Annotated in this window: 17 protein-coding genes; 8 read left to right on the top strand and 9 right to left on the bottom strand. The window is 41.5% G+C overall.

Going from position 1 to position 25803, the window contains the following annotated elements:
* The first annotated feature begins 2 nt into the window (after positions 1-2).
* From CWC02_RS17125 to CWC02_RS17135, 3 genes are all read left to right on the top strand, one after another.
* Positions 3-911: a GGDEF domain-containing protein gene (locus CWC02_RS17125; RefSeq protein WP_054551839.1), complete on the top strand. Its 909-nt coding sequence runs from the start codon at positions 3-5 to the stop codon at positions 909-911.
* Between the two features lie 59 nt (positions 912-970).
* Positions 971-1555: a YqaA family protein gene (locus CWC02_RS17130; RefSeq protein WP_054551838.1), complete on the top strand. Its 585-nt coding sequence runs from the start codon at positions 971-973 to the stop codon at positions 1553-1555.
* Positions 1556-1649: 94 nt separating this feature from the next.
* Positions 1650-3236 carry an L-lactate permease gene (locus tag CWC02_RS17135; RefSeq protein ID WP_138619544.1) on the top strand — a complete coding sequence of 529 codons (1587 nt, stop codon included), beginning with the start codon at positions 1650-1652 and terminating at the stop codon, positions 3234-3236.
* Positions 3237-3293: 57 nt separating this feature from the next.
* Here the strand turns inward: CWC02_RS17135 and CWC02_RS17140 are convergent, their stop codons facing one another.
* Both CWC02_RS17140 and CWC02_RS17145 read right to left on the bottom strand, forming a co-directional pair.
* Positions 3294-5222: a phytase gene (locus CWC02_RS17140; protein ID WP_138619546.1), complete on the bottom strand. Its 1929-nt coding sequence runs from the start codon at positions 5220-5222 to the stop codon at positions 3294-3296.
* A 58-nt stretch (positions 5223-5280) separates the two neighbouring features.
* Complete coding sequence (locus tag CWC02_RS17145; RefSeq protein ID WP_138619547.1) at positions 5281-7581, bottom strand: TonB-dependent receptor plug domain-containing protein; 2301 nt, start codon at positions 7579-7581, stop codon at positions 5281-5283.
* Positions 7582-7865: 284 nt separating this feature from the next.
* Between CWC02_RS17145 and CWC02_RS17150 the strand changes: the two genes are divergently transcribed.
* Together CWC02_RS17150 and CWC02_RS17155 are read left to right on the top strand one after the other, a co-directional pair.
* Entirely contained in the window at positions 7866-8783 is a 918-nt protein-coding gene (locus CWC02_RS17150; RefSeq protein WP_138619549.1) for a GGDEF domain-containing protein, read from the top strand.
* A complete protein-coding gene (locus CWC02_RS17155; protein WP_138619551.1) occupies positions 8767-9765 on the top strand; it encodes a helix-turn-helix domain-containing protein in 999 nt (332 codons plus the stop codon). Before CWC02_RS17150 ends, CWC02_RS17155 begins: the two co-directional genes overlap by 17 nt.
* A gap of 36 nt (positions 9766-9801) precedes the next feature.
* Here the strand turns inward: CWC02_RS17155 and CWC02_RS17160 are convergent, their stop codons facing one another.
* From CWC02_RS17160 to CWC02_RS17170, 3 genes are all read right to left on the bottom strand, one after another.
* Positions 9802-10872: a cytochrome-c peroxidase gene (locus CWC02_RS17160; RefSeq protein ID WP_054551832.1), complete on the bottom strand. Its 1071-nt coding sequence runs from the start codon at positions 10870-10872 to the stop codon at positions 9802-9804.
* Complete coding sequence (locus CWC02_RS17165) at positions 10865-13522, bottom strand: TonB-dependent receptor (protein ID WP_138619553.1); 2658 nt, start codon at positions 13520-13522, stop codon at positions 10865-10867. Before CWC02_RS17165 ends, CWC02_RS17160 begins: the two co-directional genes overlap by 8 nt.
* Positions 13523-13780: 258 nt before the next feature.
* Positions 13781-16540 (bottom strand): cadherin-like domain-containing protein, encoded by a 2760-nt coding sequence (locus CWC02_RS17170; RefSeq protein WP_138619555.1) that lies wholly within the window; start codon positions 16538-16540, stop codon positions 13781-13783.
* 259 nt (positions 16541-16799) lie between these two features.
* Between CWC02_RS17170 and CWC02_RS17175 the strand changes: the two genes are divergently transcribed.
* Positions 16800-18152 (top strand): magnesium transporter, encoded by a 1353-nt coding sequence (locus tag CWC02_RS17175; protein ID WP_138619557.1) that lies wholly within the window; start codon positions 16800-16802, stop codon positions 18150-18152.
* Positions 18153-18458: 306 nt separating this feature from the next.
* On the top strand, positions 18459-19364 hold the full coding sequence (locus tag CWC02_RS17180) for a tetratricopeptide repeat protein (RefSeq protein WP_138619559.1): 906 nt from the start codon (positions 18459-18461) through the stop codon (positions 19362-19364).
* Here CWC02_RS17180 and CWC02_RS17185 read toward each other — a convergent pair.
* From CWC02_RS17185 to CWC02_RS17195, 3 genes are read right to left on the bottom strand one after another with little or no spacing between them, the layout of a single operon-like run.
* Complete coding sequence (locus tag CWC02_RS17185; protein ID WP_138619561.1) at positions 19361-19909, bottom strand: hypothetical protein; 549 nt, start codon at positions 19907-19909, stop codon at positions 19361-19363. The two genes, CWC02_RS17180 and CWC02_RS17185, sit on opposite strands and share 4 nt — an antisense overlap.
* 59 nt (positions 19910-19968) lie before the next feature.
* Entirely contained in the window at positions 19969-20664 is a 696-nt protein-coding gene (locus CWC02_RS17190; protein ID WP_200909086.1) for a response regulator transcription factor, read from the bottom strand.
* 4 nt (positions 20665-20668) lie between these two features.
* On the bottom strand, positions 20669-22141 hold the full coding sequence (locus CWC02_RS17195; protein ID WP_138599937.1) for an ATP-binding protein: 1473 nt from the start codon (positions 22139-22141) through the stop codon (positions 20669-20671).
* A gap of 168 nt (positions 22142-22309) precedes the next feature.
* Here CWC02_RS17195 and CWC02_RS17200 point away from each other — a divergent pair, with 168 nt between their 5' ends.
* Positions 22310-23191: a dioxygenase family protein gene (locus CWC02_RS17200; protein WP_249362600.1), complete on the top strand. Its 882-nt coding sequence runs from the start codon at positions 22310-22312 to the stop codon at positions 23189-23191.
* 58 nt (positions 23192-23249) lie between these two features.
* Here the strand turns inward: CWC02_RS17200 and CWC02_RS17205 are convergent, their stop codons facing one another.
* The gene (locus CWC02_RS17205) at positions 23250-25769 is read right to left on the bottom strand and encodes a TonB-dependent receptor plug domain-containing protein (RefSeq protein WP_138619563.1); all 2520 of its coding nucleotides are present in this window, start codon (positions 25767-25769) and stop codon (positions 23250-23252) included.
* Positions 25770-25803 lie beyond the last annotated feature (34 nt).

Raw genomic sequence — 25803 nt, forward strand, 5'->3', positions numbered from 1 at the left:
TTATGAATAAGCAAGCACCCCCTCCAGAAGTAAAGGCTGAGTTAAATTCAGTACCTCTTGTAGTAAAGCAATTCTTTATTAGCTTTTTTGTTGTCGTTTTATTGATGATAGTCGTGACTTATTTGTATAACTTTAATCGGCTTGAAAGTGATGTTTACTTAAATGGTGTGCTCAGTGATGCTATTAATTTGCTCATTTTGATTTGTATTTTTGCGTTTGTGCAAACTTCGGTGGTTGCTAAGCGCAGTTACTTATTTTTAAGTGTGGGTATCTTCCTTTGGAGCGTCGGACTTACATTTGATTTTTTAGATGAGCTGGTGTTCCAACCAATCTGGGTCGGCATTTATATCGAAGATATTACCCGCACCTTAGGGATGCTTATCACTGGGTTTGGTCTTTATTTAGCGCTTACTGATTTAGCTAAAACCCGAGAGCAGCTCGAAGAAGAGCTAAAAACCGATGTATTAACAAAGGCGTACAATCGTCGTTATTTTTACCATTATGTGCAGCAAAACCAAAGTAAACCACATAGTTTAGTGATCGCCGATATTGATCATTTTAAGGCGATTAATGATGAATATGGTCATGATGTAGGCGATCAGGTATTGATAGACTTTGTTTATCAGTGTCACCAAGCATTAGGAGAAGACGTTCTATTTGCGCGAATTGGTGGTGAGGAGTTTGCAATGTATGTTGCCACAGATGATGCAGATGAATTACATGCTACCTGCGAGCAACTGCTGAGCCTGGCCAGTAATGTGATGGTGACACCGAGTAAAACGCTCAGCGTGAGTGTTGGTTCAGCGATCAAACGTGCTACTGAGACCTTTAGTAGTACCTTGAAACGTGCTGATCAAGCGCTTTATTTGGCTAAAAATCAGGGTCGTAGTCGCTATGTTCATAAACCGTAAGGGACGGTTAAGACTTTTTGTTGTAACCTAAAATGCAACAAAACGATTAAGGATGAATAATGGCGATTGCAAAAAAGCTTAAGCAAAAAACACGGCAGTTTATTGACTCAAAACATATGCTTAAATCGATTACGGTGGCATCATTTTTAGAGTCAACCATAGTGCCTATTCCTCTTGAAGCTGTGCTTATTCCGTTAATGCAAGCCCGCCGTGAAAAGCTTTGGTTAATTGCCTTAATGGCGACCATAGGTTGTATAATCGGTGCTATTTTTGGCTATGCCCTTGGCTATTATCTATTTGATGTAGTGGGCGATTGGGTGATTAATACCTTCTCAAACCCTGAGCAATTCGAGCAAGTTAAGCAAAAAATGCAGGCACAAGGCTTTTGGTTTGTATTGACGCTCGGTATTGTGCCCATCCCATTTCAAATTGCCATGCTTGCCGCTGGGGCTACTAAGTATTCGATTTTTCTATTTTTACTGGCAACGGTCATTGCGCGTTCAATTCGCTACTTTGCTCTTGCTGCCGTTGTTTATTACGCGGGTAATCAGGCTGAGCGAATTATTCAAAAGCACAAAACCAAAGCCTTAGTGGCTATTTCTGTGTTAGTACTGTTACTTTGGTGGCTAAGTACGCTCATTTAATACACTCATTTAACAAATAAAAAATACTGATTAGGGTTATCCTGTCTATACTTTGAATTAAGGAAAGCGCTTAATAAAAACAACAGGATGACCCATGAATACCCTAGTGGCTGCACTGCCTATTTTGGTGCTGATCTGGATGATGGTAAAAAGCAGCCCCATCGCCTCTTATATTGCCTTACCCATAACAGCGCTACTCGCTGCTTTACTGCAACTGTTTTACTTTCAAGCTGATTTAAGGCTGTTGCTTGCTAATTCGTTTGCTGGTGTATTGTCTGTTATGACGCCTATTTCGATTATTGCTGGGGCTATTTTACTTAACCGCATGTTGGCGATATCAGGGGCCGAAACCACGATTAAACACTGGCTCGAATCTATTAGCAGTAATCAAGTTGCACAGTTGATGATCATCGGCTGGGCATTTGCATTTATGCTCGAAGGTGCATCGGGATTTGGCACGCCTGCGGCCATCGCTGCGCCTATTTTGGTCGGGCTTGGTTTCTCGCCTTTTAAAGTGATTATTTTCACTCTTATTTTAAACTCGATCCCCGTATCTTTTGGTGCAGTTGGCACACCAACATGGTTTGGCTTTTCAGCGCTACAATTAGATGATGGGCAAGTGCTGGCTATCTCAAGATGGACGGCGCTTTGTCATGTGATTGCTGCTTTGGTTATTCCTATGATTGCGCTGTGTCTTGTTTTACCACTAAAAAAGGTGCGTCAAAATAGCGTATTCATTTATTTAAGTGTGTTTTCATGTGTTTTGCCTTATTGGTTGTTTGCCCAGTGGAACTATGAATTTCCATCACTGATAGGTGGCGCAGTGGGTCTATTAGTCACTATCTATTTAGCCAATAAAGGAGTGGGGTTAGATAAGTCAGCTGTAAATGCACAAAACACGAAAGGCAAAGCTGAGTTCACACCCAAAGCGCTATTTTTAGCATTGTTCCCGTTATTACTTTTGATTGTTGTGCTGGTGATAACCCGTATTCATCAGTTGGGCATTAAAGCATTGCTTAACGACGAAACGCTCTGGGTGAGTATTCATTTGAGCTTCGCACAATTTGAATTAAGCAAAGCACTGATCTTATCTTTACATGAGATATTTGGCACCTCAGTGGGGTGGTCGTATAAAACCTTGTTTGTACCAGCCTTGATCCCGTTTGTATTGGTGGTACTGATCTGCGTGCCGTTACTTAAAATGAGCAAGCCACAAGTAAAGCAAATGTGCTCCGACACCTTAGGCCGTATTGCTATGCCATGTATTGCTTTGATCGGGGCGCTGGTGATGGTGAATGTTTTAATGCAAGGCGGCCATAATGCGCCCATATTTTATATGGCGAGCACCTTTGCAGATTTAAGCGGTGAGCACTGGGTGTTATTTGCCTCATACTTGGGGGCACTCGGCACTTTCTTTTCAGGTTCGGCAACCGTATCTAATCTTACCTTTGGCGGTATTCAATATGGTATTGCACAGCAAGTGGGCTTGTCAGAAACCTTAGTGCTTGCGTTGCAATCAACGGGGGCGGCGATGGGGAATATGATCTGCATTAGCAATATTATTGCTGTAGCCAGTATTGTTGGAGTGAATAATCAAGAAGGGCCCGTGCTTAAGAAAACCTTTTTGCCTATGCTAATTTACGGTGCAATAGTTGGGTGTTTTAGTTATCTATTTTACTGATTAAACATGTTCAGATAAAAAAGGTGCCCAGATAAACCGAGCACCCTACAGAGTAACTTATTGAATAGCTTTTTTTACCTCGCGCCAGTCAATAATCTTAAAGTTTTGCGGTGCCTGTGGCATACGGTTGTAACCATCTTGCACAATTAGCACCCCTTCAGGGTAGCCCGGTAGTGCAGCCGGTGTGACCGTTAGGCCATCGGTTTCTGATACGCCATCTATTGCTAACTCCAGGTTATTGCTGATTGCAAATTTACCCGCAAACGCTAGGCTTGGGGTATTGCCATCGATAATTTTATAAAGCACATAGCTGTAATCACCTTGGCTAGAAACCACTAAATAACGGGCATCTTTTGCGTGGTAGATTTCCATGCCTTCTACATCATCAACCAACAGATCGTTCACGGTTTGCAGCATTACAGGTTTATTTCCAGCTGTTGGCTCAGCGCCAATAAACCAAATACCTTCGTCTTCTTCACCTAAAAATAGCTGTGCGGTTTTATCATCAGCACTGCAACCTTCTGGTTGGCTTGGAACACTAAACTCGCGCACTAGTTGTGCTGATACGCTCTCATTATCACCTGTTAGTTTGTATTGCTGAAACAGGCCTGATTTGTCATTCATAAACACATAGTTGCCTGTGTTTGATGAGTACATACACATACCGTAAATTTCGTTTAGAGTCGTTGGCAGCTCAGCAAAATGTTGCACCTGATTGTGAGTATCGACGCTGTAAACACTGATGCTGTTATGAGTACGGTTACTACCTGCAATCCAGGTATTCGTTGCGTTGTTGATACTGGCATGTTGGCGCACATCAACATTATTTAAACGGCCTGTTTCTAGTGCTTGTAGCTCTTTGCCTGCAAGGTCATACACCATTAAGCCACGGCGTTTATCGGTACCTAAGATCAAGCTTTTAGCTGCATTATTAGGGTTTACCCAAATTGCAGGGTCATCGGCGGCATCACCAAAAGCACGTACTGCATCGGTTTGCGCTTGTGCATTGATGTAAGTAACAGCCGCTGTTTTAGCGCTAGTGTGTTGTTTAGCCTGCCCATTTATTTGACCTTTTACATAATGACCTGATTCATCATCGTATAACACGATGTCAGCTTGATTATTGTTAAAGCGCACTGCGGCAGACTCAATCGCCAGTTCACCAGCAAATTGCCAGCTGCTAAAACGCTTTGTGCTATTTTTGTAGCGATGTAATTGGTTATCTTCAGAAGTGGTGAACCATAAGCTACCATCTTCTGTTGTGCTTAATCCGCCAACTTCAGGCGCTAAGCTGCCAAATGGCGACATCATAGCAAGGGGCTTTTTATCGGCGCGTGATTCAGCGTCGGCGTTAATTTGCCAAATGCCTAGCTCGCCTTCACTTAAATAAAGAGTTTTACTGTTATCATCAACCGCGCAGCCTGATGTTTCACTTACACCAGCAAACTCACGTAATTCAAGGTTTAACGCGCGTTTGTTTGCCATATCAAACACCAGTGTTTCGCGGATAAGACCACGAGCGTCTGCCACAAATGCCGACACGGCTTGAGTGGTCGGGTTGGCAAATAAGCACACCGCCTCAGGTTTTGCTTTTGGTGGGCTGATACGGCTAATTTCAGTTAGCTGCCATTTAGCTGCTTTTTGTAAGCTAAAAATCACCGCTTGGTCGGCTTCGTTGTCGATGCTGGCAACAAGGTAACTGTTTTTGTCGATCGCCTTAACAGATAGCGCTTCGAAGTTACCTTTTTGTAATGCGTGCTGTTTACCAGTGACATCAATAAGTTGTAGGCCTTGGCTTTGTGAGCTTAATAGCCAAGCGTCATCAGCAAGGGCTGCTGCTTGTGAGCCTTGCATATTTTCAGTTGTGCCAAAGGCTGTTAATTGGTTTTTACTTGGTGCCTCAGTTGCCGTTGTTTGGCTACACGCTGCTAGGGTGCTTAGCATCACTGCACTGGCAACAAGATTAAGTGGTTTTTTAAAATTCATGGGATCCCCAAATATACAACAAGGCAGCAATGCGCTGCCTTAATAACTCTTATGTGTATTAAAACGCGTAGCGCAGCATTAACTGAATAACAGGGCCTGCTTCTTCAGACTCCAGTTCGTACTCGTCAAAATCGCGGTTGATTTGATCATCAACCGTGTCGAACTTGTTAAAGGTTTCGTCTTTGCTTGCATCAAGTAGGTTTGAGCCCACTAAACGAAGCGTGACGTCTTGCCAGCGTTTTTCTACGAATACTTCTAGGTCTGCGCCGTAGTGTGTGGTTACTTCTTCACCCACGATACGACCATAAGCATCACCTTGTTTACGGTACGTTGCACCGAACGAAGCGCCTAAATCAGGTAGGTCTTGAATAAAACCAACGTTAAACACGTAGTCTGATTGGTCGTTGAATTTACGGCTACCGAAAGTGTCATCTACTTCTGAATCAAGCCATGAGTAGTTAAAAAATACCCCTGTGTTTGGCATGCTAATGGCGCTTAGCGGCGTTGACAAATCAAGCTCGATACCTTTTACGTTGCCATCACCGGTGTTACGCGGTTGTAAAATGTAAGTACCATCACCTTCTGAGCCTTGTTGGCCTGTATTGGCTATTTCGATAAGGTCAGTGACATCGCGATAGAACACATTAATACCCACGACGCCGCTTTTACCTAAGCGGTACTCATAGCCTAAGTCCATACCCCACGATGATTCTGGTTGTAGGTCTGGGTTACCTAAAAAGTCGTTATCGCCTAGCTCTTTTTCAAGTAGAGCAGGGGTGATGTAATCAAAGTCAGGACGACGTAAGCTACGTGCAACCGATGCACTAACACGGCCATTTTCAGAGACGTTATAGCGTAAATGTGCCGATGGTAAGAAGAAGTCATAATCGTTTTTAGCGCTTACACCTTCTACTTTGTCAGTAATGGTTGAATCAGTTGTTTCGTAGCGCACACCTAACTCCCATGAGAAGTCTTGGTCTTCGTGCTTAACTAATGCAAATACATCTAGGCGGTCTTCTTCGAGTTTATTGACACCACCAGCGGCTGCTTCAAACTCGTTATTAAAGCCTGCCAGTGACAGTGGTGTTTTGTTGAACTGATCCCAGCTAGTAAAGCTTTGTTCGCTTTCACCTTCGGCTTGATAAACAGCAGTATTGCGCTCTTTACCTTGTACAAAGGCACCGAATTGAATCGTTTTGTTCTCGCCTGCAAATAAGCTATGTTGCCATTGTAATGACCATTCTTTGTCATCAAGGTCTACGGTTTCTTCTTCTTCCTCAAACACCATAGGTAGCTCAGAGGTATCGATTTCTACTTCTTGCTCGTAAACAGACTCTTCAAAGCTTGCAAAACCAAGCTTAAATTTACTGGTGCCACCAAAAAGGGGTAACTCATAACCCGAGTTGATGTTGTAGTTGGTTTGATCGATGAAAGATACATTGGCGTTGTCGGTCTCAAGGTTACCGCCTTCAACAATTGAATTATTGATTGCTGTTGGGTCGTCATATTCGAATGAACGCTCATCTTCAGTACGGTCGGTATCAACCCAAATCGCGCTGATATCAAACTTGCTGCCGTCATCAAAAGCTATTTCGTAGCTGGCGTTTAGCGAGGTGTCGTCACCGTCACGGGTGTCTGATTGATCTTCGCGGTTATCGAATTCTTCGGTTTTGTAATTGGCGTTATTCTCTGGGCTGTCGCCATAGCGTAGGCTTGATTTTTGTTTTGGGTTATAACGGCCTTGTACGTTCGCACCAAGTAGTAAACGGCCACCAGCAAACTCAGTGCCGTAAACACCTGCAAAGCTTTCTTTTAATTCGCCATCGTCATAACGTAGGCCACCTGCACGCAAGTAACCACCATCTAGGCTGTAACCGTCACGCAATACAATGTTTAGCGTACCGGCAATGGCATCGGCAGAGCGGTTTGCACTTGAAGCACGAATAATTTCTACACGCTCAATTAGCTCAGCAGGAATACGGTCAACAAAGAATGAGCGGTCAGCGCCTGCACCAGGTACTTCTTCACCGTTAATAAGTACCTTTGTGTAAGCTGGACTTAAGCCACGCATACGCGCGCCATCAGACTCTAAAACATCCGATAAAAACGTCACACTCGGTACACGTTTTAATGCATCACCGGCAGTCAGCGGTTCAAAACGTTGAAAGTATTCTTGTGAGTATTCAAGCGTCGGTGCCAGCTCTTGTGATCGGTTGCGATAGCCGATTTCGCCATATACAACAAGCTCTTCAGATACTTTTACTTTTTTCTCATCGCTGCTTTGTTCGTCTTGTGCGTAAGCGGCAAATTGGCATAAGGCGAGGGCGCTTACTAACGCCTTCGTTTTAAATTGTTTCATGGGTTTGCTCCTGGTTGTCCTTGGTTTGATGAGCAAAGTACGCAGTTTAAATGACGCAAATGTGACAGAAAATCGCTAACAACCAGTAAAAACAAGTGATTAGCGGGTTTTAAAAGTGCTTTTGAGCTGCAATAACCCCACCTTTTTAAGGTAAATACAGTGCTGAAGGGGTTTAACAAGGTATGACTGTCGTTTTGTTGTCACATCATTGAGCTAATATGACCCTGCTGCTTTAAGCGCTAACGAGTTAGCATGGCAGCGTGAATTATTGTTAGGTACTGAGAATGCGATATAACCCTTTTACTCATCATCGATTTTTAACCAATGCCGTTATTGCTTTGTTTGTGATTGCGTTTTTGCTAAGCGCACAAGCAGGAGAATTAAAGCCTCTTGCTGATATTGCTTGGTTAGATATTTTAGGCGAGGGTGGCATTGTGCTAATGACCCTTACTTGGATAGCTGCGCTACTTATTTCGAGGCCGCCCGGCAAGGTTACTAGCTTTTTAGTGCTTGGACTTGGGCTTTTTATGTTTTCAGCTTCCCTTGATTTATTTGATGAGTGGTTACATCAACCAACAAACACATGGCTTACTTGGATTGAATCATTGCCTGCGCCGATAGGCATGATTTTCACAAGCCTTGGGCTGTATCAGTGGCACCAAGAGCAATACGTGCTTAACAGGCAACTAAAACGCCGTGAAGCTCAGCATCGTGAGCATGAATTAGTATGCTCAATAACCGGGCTGTATAAGGCTGATTACTTACAAGCTGTGTTAAAAGAGCAATTAAGTGAGCCACAGCCTCTGCAACTGGCCGCTATTGATATTCGTGGTTTTGCTGATTTTAACGCTGAATTTGGCTTTATCGAAGGCGACCGCTTACTAGGTGAAGTAAGCGAGCTTTTATTGATGAATTGTCGCCTTAGCGATGTGGTGTGCCGCTATGCAGGAGACTGCTTTATGGTGCTAATGCCAAACACCAGCGCAGTACAAGCGAAAGAGCTGGTGGCGCAAATTACCTCGGCGCTGAGCCATTGTGCATTTAAGGTCGAAGGCGAAAAACACGCTAAGTTTCAAGATGTAACAGCGGCCTTAGTGGGCAGTATGCAAGGCGATACACCACAAAGTTTAAGCTCGCGTTTACACGCTAAGTTACAACAAAAAAAACAACAAAGAGTCAGCCATTGTGAAGCCGTATCTTAATCAAGATGACAAATACCTCACCGCACAGGGACTGATCACCACGCTGGTGGAGCTGGCCTTAAGTCGCGGCATTGCACTGCATAAGTTACTCAGAGGCACAGGGGTGTTTGAGCAAGACTTAATGAGTGTGCAGCATCAGTTTAGTATTTCGCAGCAAGTACGCTTATTGACGCAGTTTAAGCAGTTGATGAAATCCGCCGACAGTGGCTTTTTATTAGGCAGTCAACTAGCAAACGATACCTCTGTTGCCGCCCAAGGCGTGTTACATGCAGCGCATATCGGCCAAGCTTTAAAGCAGTTACACAATTTACGCATGCAACTAGCCCCTTTGTTATTTAGTTACAGTTATGTACACAACGAGCAGTACTACATTGTGCTGCAAAATGCTGTGGGCTTGGATGATGAAATAAGCCAGTACGTTATGGAAATTTACAGCGCCGCGTTTTACCAAGTTCTTAAAAAAGTGGCGGGTGAGCGAGTACCTTGTCAGTTTGAGTTTGCCTATAAACGTGCCAGACATAGCCAAGAATACGAGCAGCATTTGGGCCTTAAAGTTGCTTTTGAAAAGCCTATAACCCGCTGGGTATTAAATAAACACACGCTTAGGCTTACTAACCCCGCGTTTAGTAGTTTTCGGTTCTCACAAATTAACTCGCAGCTAGCGGCATTAGATTCAGCAAATAGCACTTTTGTGGAAGCCGTAAGCCGATTAATTTATCAAAATCCGGCGTTAAATTTAGACCAAGTCGCCAGCCAATTTGCTATGAGCCCTGCAACTTTCAAGCGTAAATTAAAAGCTCATGGCGTACGTTTTTCTACCTTGTATGATGAGCAAAGTAAGCGCAAAGCGATTTACCTACTTGCCATGCGCGAGCAATGCAATGAGCAAGTTGCCATGCGCTTATCATTTTATGATATTGCTAATTTCAGACGAGCGTTTAAACGCTGGACCGGGCTTACGCCAAGTCAATTGAAGGGGTAAGAAAGCCCGCTCTTATCGCTAAGAGCGAGCGTGCAGTTAAAGGGTTTCTAAAAATGCGATAAGCGCATTTTTTTCATCTTTACTAAGTGCTAACTTATGCAGTAACTCTGTTGTTTGTGGGTAGTTTGGATCATCTTTAAATTTTTTGCTCGGTTTTGGCCTTGCTCCACCTGCATTATAAAAGTTGACTATCCCCAGCAAACTTTGAAAGCCACCATGGTGCATCCAAGGCGTACTTTGTTGTAACGCTAAAAGAGAAGGGGTTCTAAACTTGCCTATATCAGCTGGGTCTTGGGTGGCATCAAAACGTCCTAAATCTTGAAGTTTTCGACCATAAAAATGCAGCCCCGTAATATGAAATTCATTGTCGCTGAGTAAAGCACCTTCATGGCAAGTCATACACCTTGCTTTGGTTCTAAAAAGATGCAAGCCTTCAAGTTGTTGATCGTTTAAAAGTGCAACCGCTTCACTAGGACTCGTTTGCGCTTTATCGATAAAGCGCGTGAATAATGATTCTGGAATATCAAAGGTACGTTCAAAGGCAACAAGCGCAAGAGCCAATAGTTCTTTGTTTAGTGCTTCTTTGCCAAAGGCATTGAATATTGGGCTTTTATAGTCCTCAGCACTGTTTACTTTGTTAAGCACAAGATCAACGGAAGTGCCCATTTCTATCGGGTTTTCAATCGGCATTAATGCCTGCTCTGTCGCAGTTTTAGCCCTGCCATCCCAAAAGAAACTTTGCCAATGGTCAACACCAATAATGGCTTGGGTATTTCGGGTGCCCACTTGGCCATCAATGCCGACAGCTAGTTTTCGCCTATCTGAGAATGCTAAACGAGACTCATGACAGCTTGCGCAGCTTACCGTGTTATCTCGTGACAAACGGGTATCGTTAAATAGCTTTTCGCCTAATGTGATGATCTCATCACTTTGATTAAACGGTTTAGCTTTTAAAGGTTTGAGCGGTGCAGCTGGCACATCTTTACTGCTAATAATCGCAGGCCACTCATGCTGTGGCTTTGCGTATAACTTGCGTAATGATTGCTCTTGTGTGAAGGCGCTCGTTGTAAAAATGCCGCAAGTTAAGAGAAATAACCATTTATTCATAGTTATAAGATACCCCTAACCAAAACATTCTACCTGGTTCAATACCTGAATTTCCTTCTGTAATAGCGTGACTTCTGGCATTAAATAAGTTGCTGATATCAAGGCGAACTTCAAGAGATTGAGATTGACTAACTTGATACTCCCAACGGCTACTTAAGGCAAATATAATACGAGCGTCAAAGGTATGAGCTTCATATTTGGATATATATATATCGGTCGAACCACACGTAGCACATTCACTTCCAATGCCTATTCTTTGATCGTTACTAGACTTAATAGCGGTTGTATAACTACCGCTGTAGGTTGCTGTTAGACCAGTTGAAAAAGTATCAGTCCAGTTGGCATTCCAACCAAAGTTAGCAGTTACAGGGCGACCAAAATTCGCTTTAAGGGTATCTAACTCAGATAAGCTCATCAGCTCACCCTCATAGTAAACCAGTGTTTCAACAGGCGTGTTATCGGGTGTTGCAGTGTAGTCGCTATTGCTTTCACTGTTTTGGCTATAAGATGCATTAGCCCATATTGAATGGTCGCCAAATTTGGCATCCCAAGATAGCGAGTAACGCTCGCTTTCACCTGTACCATTATTATAAATAGTAATATATTTAAAACCGTCATTTTTTAGGTTGGTTTCTTCGTTTCTCGCTAATTGTTCTTTTTTGTTACGGTGCACATATTTTAATGCAAAGTTACCGAAATCTTCTGTCGCGTGACGAAGACCTAAGGCAATTTCATCATCGTAAGGACTTTTTACGTCGTCATAGATATAGCGGAAGTTACCTGTGTAAGAAGAAGGAAGCCAAGCTTGTAAATAACCGTTTTGAATAGGGCGATACTCACGATAAGCAAACTTTTGTTGCTCTTTAATTTTATAACCGAGTAGGCCCGCATCGTAATAACGGTTTAAACCCGCGGTCAATAGTGTATTGCCATCGTTAAATACGTCATAACCCATTGATAAGCGTGGCGCGATATTGTGATTTTTGAAAAAATCATCGTAGTCGTATCTAACACCTAAATGAAAATCAAACTGTTTCCAGGTGATCACATCGGTGGCATATAGTGCCACTTTATTTAAGCTTACGTCTATTTGTTCACTGGGTGTGACTAAACGTGAGTTAAAATACTGAGCTGTTGTCGCTACGTTATTCGAGTAGGCAAGTAAGTGCTCTGGATTATTAAAATCGATACTGCCACCTAATTGCTCGGCAAGGGTATCTAAATCAACATAAAAATTTTGCTCAACACAATCAAGGGTATAGCCACTACAGTTTAGTTGTGCGTTGGTTGATGAGTATTGAATTGGCGAGTCATACTTATAATAGTTTTGTTGGCGGGTACGCTCATAGTTTTGATGGTTGAGTTCAGCGCCCACGCGAATTGCGTGCTCAGTATTGCCCCAACTTTTACGCTCAAGTGTTAGGGAATTTCGCCAATTAAAGCTAGTTTGCGTGTTATCAAGATTGCCATAACCGCCGTATCTTGAAACAGGAGTTGAATCAGGGCTCTGATCGGCTAATTGACCCCACTCTTTGCCTTTTGCTTGAAGCCAAGTATAAAAATGCGCAGGCCCTGTGCGATTATTATCACTTTGGCTCATATTAAACTTACTGCTGAAGTGACCAAGGCGTGTTTCTTCACCTAAATTAGCCGTAAAACCAAAGCTTCCTCCTTCGACTTGGTAGTCACTATTAAGCACGTCTTTCAAGTATGAATCTGAAGTATAAGGGGCATACATAACGCTTAAATCGAGTGAATCAACCCAGCCATCGCGATAGCTGTATTTAAGTAATGCATTGATGTTTTCTCTACTTTCGACCTTTTGTGCTGAAAGCGAAACATCTGAGATATCACTTTTTAAATAGCTTACGCTTAGCAATAAGGCATGCTTGTCAGTCAACTCTTTTTGAATTGAAAAATCGATATTGGTTTTTTCATAGGTTGGTGGCTCAAGGGCGTCTTTGCCCTCAGCGGTGTCATCTGGCTCATCATTATCGATTATATGGTACTCCCCCCAATCACTGCGATTACCACGAATACCTAAGCTTACACGTGTTTCTCTAGAGAAAGCAGATATCGTTTCGGCATCAATCACGCCACCAGAAAAGTCGCCAAAGTCTGCTGGAATGTTGTGATCGTACACAGTAATTGACTCTACGATTTGACTGTTAATATTCATGCTTTGCACACCGCCTGACACCTCATTTTCAGAGGCGCCAATGCGGCTCGCACTGGCAGGATCAAGACGATTGTTATAGTTCATGCCATCAATCATAAAGCCTGTTTGCCAAGGCTTTGCACCCGAAATACTAATTTCAGGGGCACTAATTTCCGCAAGGTTATCAATCGAGTAGTAGTCTTCACTTAATTGCACGCCCGGCAGTAAGGCAATCAATTCGTTGATATCACCATTACCTTTTGGAGTTGCTTCAATAAAGTTTCTATCTAAATAGGCGCGACCAATTACTTCAGGTACTTCAATCCCTATGTATTGCCCTTTAATGGTAATGCGCTCTACCTCTTGATCTGAGCATTGCTTATTGTTCTTATCATTACATTGAGGATTTGTTGCTTGTTGCTTTACTTCATTAGCGTGTATAGGGGCATTAAGTAAAAGCATCAAACACGCTGATAAGTAGCGCATTTGCATGGTAAAACTCCTGAAATACTAGTGATTAGATTAAAATAGGAACAGTCAAATGACTTGTAAGGCTTCATTGCATTTTTTAAATGCTGCTTTTATTGCGCATTACACATAAAAGTAAATGATGAAAAATTACAATGCTAAACATACGAAGAGATTTCGGATGTGTTTTAAAGTTTGACTTTCTATTGAATATAAAATTTTTTTCTTAATGTTATTGAATAATAATGCGAGGCAAGGCGACCTCGCATTATTGTGATGGTGTTATTCTCCTAAAGGAGTCACATCGATACTATCTTCAATACCATCATTGTCGGCATCGTTATCAGCAATTAAGCCCGACTCAGCAATTGCTTGCTCTGATGCGCTGGATAGGAAGAAGTTAGGTTTGCCATCGTGGTCTGTATCGATACTTGCGATCGAAGATGCAGGGAAGTCATCTTTTTTAGCTACTAAGTTAGCATAAAGGGCTGTAAGTGATAGCTTATCTGCTTCTGCATTGACTGAGTGATCGATTAATTCTTTTACTGCGGCATCATTGCCAAGTCGGGCCTGAAAAGTAAGCAATGTTTCAAGGTTACTTTGAATAACTTTATCGGTTTGTAAGAGTACAAACGTATTTGCATTGGCTACGAATGGCTTTAACATTTCAATTGTTTCAGCATAAGCTGAAGCATACTGCTCGTTATTTACTTGGAATCTAGCTAATGATGAGGTGAGAGAATAGCTTTTGAATAGTCCACCACTTGTTTCGCTAGTACTAAGTGTCGCGTAAAGTACTTTATCAAGTAGAGTTTTATAGTCATTAATATCAAGGTTTGATTGTTCTGATTGCAGTGTGGTTAAACTGATATCTAACCAATTTAACGCCATATCAATTAGCCCAGCTTGCACAAGGTATCCGAGTGAACTCAATCGCCATTCTATTTGTGTTTGTTTTTCTTCAATTAAGTTAATTTGAGTGTTAAGTCTTTCTGCGGTGATGGCTACCGAGTCATTCTGAGATACAAATCCAAAAATAGCTAACTGCTGATTTAAAGCATAAGCAGCAGAGGAAGTACTAAAGTTAGTGTTATTTTCTATAAAGTAAGAATCTATAACCTCAGCACAGCGTTGTGCAAAAATATTTGCTTGTTCTTCCCCACCTAAACTAAGGGTAAAGTCGACAAGGCCGCCACAACCGAATATTCCGGTGACATAATATGCGTTAGTTTCATTTAACACATACTCTTCAGAAAATAGGATGTTTGCGGCGTAATCCGTCAGAATTAGGCCAAGTTCATTTTCACCTCGAACTCGAAGAATATCAGCAGCACCTGGTTGGCCTGATGAAGTTATAAGTGTTTGATAGAAACTTTTTGCATTAGGTGTTTCGCCACTCATAAAGTATTCTTTAGCGTTTTGCACCGCATCCTCTATGGAGATACCCGCTTGTAGTTTGTTAGCTACTTCATAAGCAAAAGAAAATTCAATAGCATCATCTTTGTCATCTTGATCTGTAAGTAAAGCAAAGGCTGGGTTATTTGAAAGCTCTACATCATATAAAGCTTTAATATTTGCTGTTAACACTTCTAATGGATAGGTGTATGTCGCTAAAGTTGCTTCTGCATATGGGCTTGCAGTAAAGCTATATGTATTATCGAATCCAACAACACCATAATATGAAAGCGCTAAGTTCGTATAATATTTTGCCAAATCAACTTCATTGAGCTGTATAAAAGATTGAGCAGCCCATGCAATGTAAAGCACTCTCATACGCTCAGTTGGTTGGCCTTTGTATTCACCTGATTTTTGAGTAAAATAACCGATTTTTTCACTTAACTCGGCCATGGCTTGGGTGACTTTTACTCCTTCATTTCTTACTGTTTCTGTGTGAGTCGCTGCGTATTGATCTTTAGAAGATTCAACGGTTTTTTTGATTGCAGATATAAATCTAATATAAGTCGCATTATATTCTTCTGTATAAACCTCATTTGCATAAAGTTTAAGTGTGTCTAACATGGCTTGAGCGTATTCGGTTTGGCCAGCTGCGTTGTATTGATTGGTTAGAGTCAGATAAAACCCCGGATCTGAGCTGCTGATGTTATCTAGGCCTTTTTCAGCAAGGTACTGATTGTAAAGAGTTGCAGCATCTTGTCTAAACGTTAAAGCCCTCTCGCTTAAACTTACTAAATCAAGAGATTTAGCTGCATCTAAATAGGCTTTTGCTTTTGTGTCTATTGCTGAAATTTTGTTGAAGTGTTCGTCTGCTTTCTCAGCAAAGCCTGCAATAAGATAACCAATAGCTAATTGTGTGTTTACTTCGTCCATGTAAACATCATCATTGATATTGTCACTAATCGCTTGTGCTTGTTTTAAATGAGAGTTATTTGAGCTGTAGTAGTAATTAAGTTTATCTTCGTTAGTCACATAGGACGGTTTTAATTCAATGGTTGCGCTGATAGGCGAGCTAATAATGCCATCGGTAAATTCGATAACAAAACTGTCGTTAATTTCTGACAACGTATCAGCTGTGAATAGAAATTCACCCGTTTGTTCATCTAGAGTAAGGGTGCCGTTGGCAGGGGCCGTTACTAAAGAAACAGTCACTGTGTCACCGTCAACATCATTAAATACTAATGTGCCTTCAGTTGTCGTTGAGGTGGTTACCGTGATTGATTGGCTCGCCAGTGTTGGTGCATCGTTAACGTTATTAACCGTAAAAGTAAGTACTGCATCAGTACTTAAGCTGCCATCAGTGGCGGTAACGGTTACTGTGTCTTGGCCTGCAAAATCTTCTTTTGGGGTATAGCTAAAACTACCATCAGCATTTAAAGCAAATATCCCGTTACTTGCTGCAGAGCCGAGGGTATAGCTAACAGCATTATCACCTGTTGCCACAACTTGACCTGTAATAGATGTATCTTCATCTAGAGTGAACGCTGAGTTGCTGGTGAACTCAGGTGCATTATTACTATCTGAACCGCCACAGCCAGTGAGTGCAAATGCAATCACAAGTGGTAAATACTTTATTCTATTAGTCATGTTTATACCCGCATTTATTATTGGTAATTTCAAAAGGGAGGGAATGTTATCATTATAATGCGAATGATAATAGATCTTAATAGCGTTTATTTGTGCATTTTTATGCAATTGTAGTGACTCAGACTTGAAAGCTTAGGTAGAAACTATGCTTTCCATCTGAGAATAATCGCATCATTGAAAATTAAAGCTAATTCATAGCAGTTATTTTTCCCGAGCTGCGTTAGACTATTGTTATTGATGTAATTAACCGAGGTCTCAAATGATTGAGTATCCTGTTGACCAACTTCCCCAGTTAATTGATGACTTGCTTCAGTGTGACACCACAACACGCAAAAATAAGTTACTTACTGATGCTAAAGAAAAGCTTTCTACAGAACATTTATCGTTATTGTTTGAAGCGCTACCTAAAGAACAACGTCTAGAGATTTGGCAATTACTCGATGAAGACACGCAACATGAAATCTTCATTAACTTAGGCGGTGATAGCTGTCGCTGGTTATTGCAAAGCTTAGATGAAGCTGAAGGTTTTAAGCTACTTGACGAAGTGAGCGTAGAAGAATTACTTGAACTCGAAGAAATTATTCCTGAGCGCTTTGTTGATTATGCACGTAAACAACTTGATGAAGTTCAAACAAAGCAGTACGACCTTGCACAGCAATATAACCCAGAGCAGTTAGGTCACTGGCTCGATTTTGATGCGCTAAAAGTATCAGAAAAACTCACCGTGGCTGGCGCGCGTAAAATTTTTCAAAAAGGCTTACCGCAATACACTGAGGTGATTTATTTGGTTAGCCGTAAGGGTACACTTATTGGTGAAGTGGCAATTAATGCATTATTCAAAGCTAATGATAACGACAGCCTGCTTGATTACGCGAACCTTGATGTATCGGCTTTACATGCTGATGACGACTTATACGAAGCTGCTGAAGTGGTTATTCACAGTGAGCAAATGGCGATGCCTGTTGTGAATGCCGATAACAAATTATTAGGCCGATTGTCAGTGTCATCTGCTTATGAATTGCGTCAAGAAGTGACCGACGAAGCCGCTGCAAAAGCCGGTGGTCTTCGTGAAGACGAGGATCTGTTCTCAAGTGTCACTAAGTCGGCAAAAAACCGCGGTATTTGGCTTGGTATAAACCTAGCAACGGCATTTCTAGCATCTTGGTTTATTGGTTTGTTTGGCGCAACCATAGAGCAAGTGGTTGCGCTGGCGGTACTGATGCCAGTTGTTGCCTCTATGGGTGGGATTGCAGGTAGTCAGACGTTAACGGTTATTGTACGCGGTCTAGCTCTTGGTCAGGTTACCGACTCCAACCGCAAAGCACTGTTAAAGAAAGAGCTAAGAGTAGGGGCATTAAACGGCTGTGTTTGGGCCTTTGTGATTGGTGTACTCACTTATTTTTGGTTCAACGATGGTATGTTAAGTTTAACAATCACTATCGCTATTTTACTTAACTTAGTTGCCGCGTCGTTATCAGGGGTGGTGATCCCATCGATTTTAGATAAGCTTAAAATTGATCCAGCCCTTTCAGGTTCTGTGATCCTTACCACAGTCACCGATATTGTTGGTTTTGTCACTTTCCTTGGCCTGGGTAGTCTTCTTTTACTTTAAGTGGTTAATGCGCTGGCTAAGATAATTAGCCAGCTTCATTTCGATTATGCTGTTTCTTTACGGGTATTGGTTGCAATTACCTACAATTCCAATATCACGACGTTTTGCTTTGCCATCAAAGGTCCAAGTTGAATTGTTCTAACTTATACAAGTGACTATTCGAATTTATTCATTATTTAGCGTCTCTATTAAGATACTGGATTAGAACTATTGTTGGTTACATTTATTAATTTAGTTAAAAAATACTGTTATAAAGCATTAAACTTTGTTAGCTTTCTGAAGGTGTTATCACTGAGATAATTGTGGATGAAGAAAAAGTTAGCCATGTTATTGCTGGGGTTATCTAGTTTTAATGCCTCAGCCTCTGAAAACTTTAGTGATCATGAGATGTTTTGTGAGCGGCAATCGCAAATTAGTTGCCTAGATTACATTAATCAGCAGCTTGCCAGCAGCGAGATTGGCTCTGCGCGTTGGTATGAGATTAAATCGTATCAGTTAGATTACTTCTACGACAAAATGGAATTTCAAACTTTAAAGGATCGCGCTGAGCCTTTTATTACAAGTGAAGAATTGCCAGTCGTCTTTCAAGTACAAGTTTACTTTTATTACGCAAAATCAACACACTATTTAGGTGACTCAGAAACTGGTCATAAATATGCGACGAAAGCGTTTGAAAAGCTACAAGCTATTTTTGATTCGTTTGGTAATCCGATGCGTATGGTCGAGCTGGCCAATTTGCAATTTGTGTTTGGTAATAAAGAAACAGCGTTGCAAATTCTTGATAGGGCAGAGCGCCGTTTTGGCAAAAGCAAAGACCCCATTTTTCATTTTGAATTAGCGTCGAATAAAGCGAATGTTTTTCATTCATTAGGGGATATAGATGGTGCACTTGTAAACCGACAAATTGCAGCTGATTGGATTTTAAAAACTAATCATAATCGTAAGATTTCTGTAGCATTAGGTAACTTAGCCCGTACTCATCAACTTCTTGCTGATTATGTGAAAGCTGATCATGTTTATGTGCAGTCACTCAAATTCATGGACACGGACTCAGATCGCAACGCAGTTGCTATTTATAAATTACGCCTTGCTGAAATCAATTGGCAAGCTGGCAAGCCAGCACAGGCTTTAAAGTGGTTTAAACAAGTGCATAAAGAAGACATTCGTCAATCACATGCGAAACTTTATGCACATCTTAGTAATGTGCTTTAGATAGTGTAAAAACACCCAGATTTTTCATCTTCACCCGGCGCTAAAATTTGTAGATGGGTTGAATCGCCTTGCTCCATCAAAGGTTTCATAGTTTTATCAAACTGCTTAGCGGCATGTTCAATTAACTTTGCTTGCTGCTCTAGCGCTTTAAAATCGGCATCATGAGCAGCCATCAGTTTATTGAGCTCTGTAGCCAACTTATCTTGCTCTTTTAATAAGCTTTTATTAATTCGCAGGTGATTCTCGTCTTCAATAACAGCTTTTTCGGCGATCGCTTTTATTTGCTCAGAGTACTCAGTCACTTGTTGTTCTATGTTGCTAATTGGTTGCTCTAGCGCTTCTAATTTTACTTGCTCATGTTTAAGCTCTAGGTATGCAGCAATCTGTTCGTTATTGAGGGTAATTTCGCTCACCTTTTTACAGTCTTTAAAAGTGATAACGCGATAATCACCTTGGTCGTTCGCTGTACTGGCATTAGAGAGGCCGATACAAGCGGTAGTGGCAGCAATTAAGAGTGCGCTTGCGCTGATGCGTACTAAATTCATAATGATATCCTACAGGGTTATGTTATTTAGTTAGTCGTCGCAAGTATGAAAAAGGTTGTTTAAGTTTTAAATTTATATCCCACACCATAAATTGACTCAATGTAATGACTATTAGGGTCGGCTTGTGTCAGCTTTTTACGCAAGTTTTTAATGTGTGAATCAATACTACGCTCGTAGCTTTCAAAGTACTTCCCTTGGGTCATGGTTAGTAAATCTTGGCGTGAAAAAACCTTATTGGGTGAGGCAATTAATATTTTTAATAAGCTAAATTCATTAATTGTTAGTTTTAGCTCTGCATTATTTACCAGTACTTTGTATTCGCTCGGATCAACAATAATATTGCCCGCTTTGAGCGTATTTGGTGCGGTAGTTGGCATACGGCGGCGCTTTAAAATAGCCTTTACACGTGCCATTAACTCTTTTGGTTTAAATGGTTTAGTAACATAGTCATCGGCACCGACATCAAAACCAATTAAGTGGTCAATTTCTTCAACCCGTGCCGTAAGCATAATAATAGGCACATCACTGTATTGTCTTATCTTGCTACACAGCTCGATGCCGTTAGTGCCTGGCAACATGATATCGAGAATAATTAGGTCAGGGTTTAGCTCATTAACAGCATCAAGTGCGCAGGTGCCATCGTGAATTAAGCTTGTTTTAAACCCTTCCAGATATAAATACTTTTCTATTAGTTCGGCAATTTTAACTTCGTCTTCAATAACGAGAATATGCTGTTTTGCTATGGTTTCTGACATATTATTACGCCTCTGCAAGCGGGAGTTTTAACGTTATACACAGACCGCCTAACCGGCTTTTAGTTGCATTTATTTTTCCTTGGTGGGCTTCAACAATTGTTTGGCAAATCGCCAAACCTAGGCCAAAACCGCCGGTTTTTCTGTTGCGAGAGCTATCGGTGCGATATAAACGATCAAACAGTTTTTCAAGGGCTTCATCGGGGACACCGGGGCCAGAATCTTCTATCGACAAAAATACATGATGCTTAGACACGGTTAAATCTAACCAGACTTTTTGCTGTTCATCGGTATAGCGTAAATTATTTTCTAAAATGTTTTGTAGTACTTGTGTAATACGATTCTGATCAGCCAAAATTATTACGGGTTGCTCAGATAAGGTTGCATTGAGGGTGATGTTTTTTGATTGAAATTTAAAGGCATATTTATGCGCTTGTAAAGTTACTAAGGTATTAAAATCAATCTCTTCCATCTGGTAGTTGAAGCTGTATCTGTCAAGTGTGCTGACTTTATGTAAGTCGTTCACAAGTCGACTTAACAGCGCCACTTCTTCTTGTAGTGAACTTATCGCTTTTTGGTTGGGTTCGATAATGCCATCGTTAATTGCTTCAAGTTCGCCCTCTAAAATAGTTAAAGGCGTACGCAGTTCATGAGAAATATCCATAATCCATTGACTTTGCTGCGATTCAAAACGCCTAAGCTCTGTGGCAATACGGTTGAAATCTTCCGCTAAGGTGGCGAATTCATCGCTACTATTTACTGTAATTTTGGTCTCAAACTCGCGCTCAGCAAGGGCTTTTGCACCTTCTTTTAGTTGTGAAATAGGATTAGTAAAATGACGTGCGAGTAAGTAACTAAACAATAAAGCAATTAATAAACCAATCCCCGCTGTCCACAAACTGATATTAATTTGTGTATTAAGGTAATGCTGAGTAAGCGCGCTGACATGGTTACCGTTAGCATGCAACTGCAGCACTGCAACAACGGCACCATTGTGAGTGATTTCTTGCTCGTTCACGACCTCAGTATCGGTATTGCCTGCAATCAATATTTTGCCTTTTGCATCAAGCAAGCTGAGGCGTTTTTCAAAAGGCATAAAGTCATCAGCCATCGGTTTATTGCGAGGTGGTGGCATTCCCTCATTTTGCATGTGCTTTTGAGGGGGGCCTTCTAGTGAAAAAGGTCTGGGCTCTCTTGGTTTTGGTCTGTTCGGCGAAAACAATAAACGGCTTGAGTGAAAATTGCGGTTAATTAGCTCATACCACAGAGCTTTAGAGTCGATAAACATACCAATCGAACCCGTTTGCTGGTACTGCTGGCTAATTTCAGTGGCTATAAGGTTAAATGCTTCGTTGTCTATATCCTCAAATACACTATTGAGCATACGCTTATTAGTTATTGCATTAAGACCAAACATGGTCAGTACCAGCAGCAACGTAATAATAAGATTCGTAATTAAGAGTTTGTGAATTAACTTCATAGGTATAATAGTAAAATGTAATAGCCAAAATTGAATATACTATAAATGTCTATTTTTTGGCATGTGCATCCTAATCACTCTATAAAAGCACCACTTTTTCTACACAAAGTCTCTACATTTGTTCTTTATACTCGACGCTAATTATTCAAGTTAACGAAGGGGCACAAGGTGACTTTAAAACCTGAACTTTATACTCGTAGAAAAATGCTAAAAACATTAGGGGTTTCTCTTGCTACTGTGCCTATGTTGGCATTTTTAGGCTGTAACTCAGACACAATATCGTCAACGGACACAACCTCAGGCACCGACACATCAACGGGCACAGGCACCAGCACTGATACAGGCGATACAACAACCACGAACGACAGTGAATATGTATCGGGCACAACAGCGCTTATTACTGATGACTTTCCGGATGACAGTATTTTTGAAACATCCACCGCATGTGTGTTAGCACTAACTAAAGCAACAACAGAAGGCCCCTGTTACTTCCAAGCTGATTCAGACGAAGATATTTCGGATGGCTTAACTGGTTTGCCTATGATGCTTTGTTTACAGTTAATTGATAGTGACTGTAACCCATTAGCAAATTACGAAATATCGGTTTGGCACTGTGATACCCGCGGTATTTACTCGGGTGATACAAGTAGTAGTTCTGATAGCTCACGTTTTGCGGGTGATTTCTGTACTGATGGCGATACCGAAGCTGAGGCAAGCACCTGGTACCGAGGTTCATTGATCACAGATAGTAGTGGTCGTGTGAACTTTAAAACGCATTTTCCAGGTTGGTATTCGGGGCGAACTATTCATATTCATTTTAAAGTGTCGAACAACAATAACGACTATGTAATTAGTCAGTTTTGTTTTACAGATGCGTTTGCAAAAGAAATTTGTACCACTCATAGCGATTACAAATCACGTGGTGAACAAGATACAACCCTTGCTAGCAACGATAACGTGTTTGGTAGTGATTATGAGCAGTTTATTTTAAATACAGCACAAAATAGTGATGGCACTTTATTGGCCTACCACACTATTCAGATTAATTAAGCAACCCATCATTGTAGGTTAGGGCGTGTTAGCAATTACTGCTTTCACGCCCTATTTTTTAAAAGCTATAAGTGATGTTACCGTAAACAAAACGACCATCTAAACTGTATGGCGTAAATGCACTGTAGGTAAAAATTTGATTGAAATCACTATAACCTATATTGCTTACAGTATCTTGAGGGTACTGATCAAATAGGTTATTAGCGCCTAATGCAAATTTCCACTGCTCATCGGGACGATAAGCTACCTCTAAGTCAGTGATCCATTTAGCATCAATAATTTCATCACCTTCAGGCGTACTTGAAGTGTCAACGACTTCGCCATAACGGGTTGCACGTAATGTGGTCTGAAAGTTTTCATAATCCCATGTTGCAGATAGGTTCCACTTATCAGCAGGAGTGCCTTCTTCAAAGCGAGTGATTTCACGACGTGCGAAGTATTGATAGTTATCACCTAGTGCTTCTAGCTCTGCTGGGTTTTCTTTAACGTGTGTGACTTCTGTGTCGTTAAAGTTAACCGCAGCACTTAAGCGTAAATCACCATAGTTTTCTAAACCTAATGAGTAGGTAGCTACAATATCAACACCTTGCGTACGTGAATCAATAGCGTTTGTAAAATATCGAACGCTTTGAGTGTTTTGTTCACCAGCTGCAGCTAGAATCGCTTCAACTTCGGGACCACTTAAGTTTTCAGACAATACGATACGGTCGTCAATTTCAATGCGATATGCGTCAAGCGTCAGGCTAAAACCGCCTTGCGTAAAGATAAAACCCGCCGTCATATTAACTGATTCTTCAGCATCAAGTTTGCGTGCCCCTAGAGCTTGGGCTGCAGGTTCATCAACTGGGAATAAACCGACCTCACTTGGAATACCGTTTTCAAATACAGTACTTACTGATTTATAAGAAGTTTGTGCAAGTGAAGGCGCTCTAAAACCTGTGCTAATTGCACCGCGTAACGACAATGACTCGTTAATGCTGTAGCGCGTAGCTAGTTTAGAGGTAAAAGTGCTGCCAAAATCGCTGTAATCTTCAAAACGACCAGCCAACACTAGATTCCAATCTGTTGTTAGGTAAGTATCAAACTCAGCAAATACCGCAATGTTATGGCGGCTTTCGTCAGTTGCACTTTCTGGAGAGAAACCAGCTAACACTTGTGCGCCACCAGCAGCAACAGGGTTGCCATCGTCATCCAATACGGTGATGTATGAAGCCTCTTCACCTGCTTTGATTTGATAATTTTCGTGACGATACTCAGCGCCCACGGTAACAAACACATCATCAGGTAAGCCAAGGTCAAGAGTATTGCTGGCATCCATGTTAATTAAGTATTGCTCATAAACAAGGGCGCCGTTATCAAATTCAGTTGGGCTGCTAACACCCATCGACGTATTTAAGCTATTACTGACCCCTAAGCCGAAATCGTTGCGACCATAATTGGTACTTACATCCCATGCCCAGTCATTGGTTTCGCCGTTAACACCGATCGCAAATGAATAGTCATCAACATCCGTATCTATTTCAGGTAAGAAGCCGTTAGGGTATACTTCGGTTAAGTTACGAGAGTCTTTGGCACGGCGATAAAAGCCTGCCGAATTACCTTTACGGTTTGAGTAACTAGCAAACGAGTAAAGTGATAGTGAGTTATCAAACTCGTAACCTAGATTATAAAAAAGTGCATAGTCTTCGATATCGGCTTTACCAAAACGATGATTGTAACGGTCGAAATCAAATTCACGTGAGTCTAGGTTGCCATTTTCATCACGACTGTATTGCTCGCGTTGATCAATTCCCGAGCGGTTTGTTGGCTCGTTATTGCGAGATTCAATAGAGATGTTTATAAAGCCGCTATCACCTAAAGCAAAACCGGCATTCGCACTTGCTGTTCGTGATATACCATCGTTTAATTTACGATCACTGCCTTTTGCAAAGCTCAAGTTACCATCGTTATCAGCACTTGTGCTTAGTAGTTGCGGCGAGCCAGCCATTTGCGTGTCGTATTCACCGTAAGTGTAGCTAACGCTACCGCCCTCATCAGCGTCTTTTAGTACAATATTGATCACGCCAGCAATGGCATCAGAGCCATATTGTGCTGCAGCACCATCGCGAAGAATCTCAACGCGCTTAATAGCTGAAGTAGGAATATTGTTTAAATCAACGGCCGTCGAGCCACGACCCACTGTGCCACCTAAGTTTAATAGTGCACCTGCATGGCGACGTTTACCGTTTACTAATACCAGAGTGTGATCAGGAGCAAGGCCACGTAAAACGGCTGGTTTTGCATGATCAGTACCATCGGCAAGAGTGGCGCTAGGGTAATTAAAACTTGGTAACTGTGAAGCAAGTACTTGGCTAATTTCAAGCTGACCAGTACTTGCTAAGTCGCGGCTTGTTAGTAGATCAACTGGCACTGTACTTTCAGAAAGGCTACGTAAACTCCTACGTGTACCTGTAACAGAGATAACCTCAATATCTTTTGCTGTATCTTCTGTATTTTGCTCAGCAGCGATTGCAGTCGCTGATGCAGCTAACGTACTTGCGATTGCAAGTTGCAAAGGTAATTTTTTGAATAATGTCATTATTGTTCCCATCTGACTTATCTAACTGAATTTA

The organism is Pseudoalteromonas sp. S2721 (assembly GCF_005887425.1).
Classification (GTDB): domain Bacteria; phylum Pseudomonadota; class Gammaproteobacteria; order Enterobacterales; family Alteromonadaceae; genus Pseudoalteromonas; species Pseudoalteromonas simplex.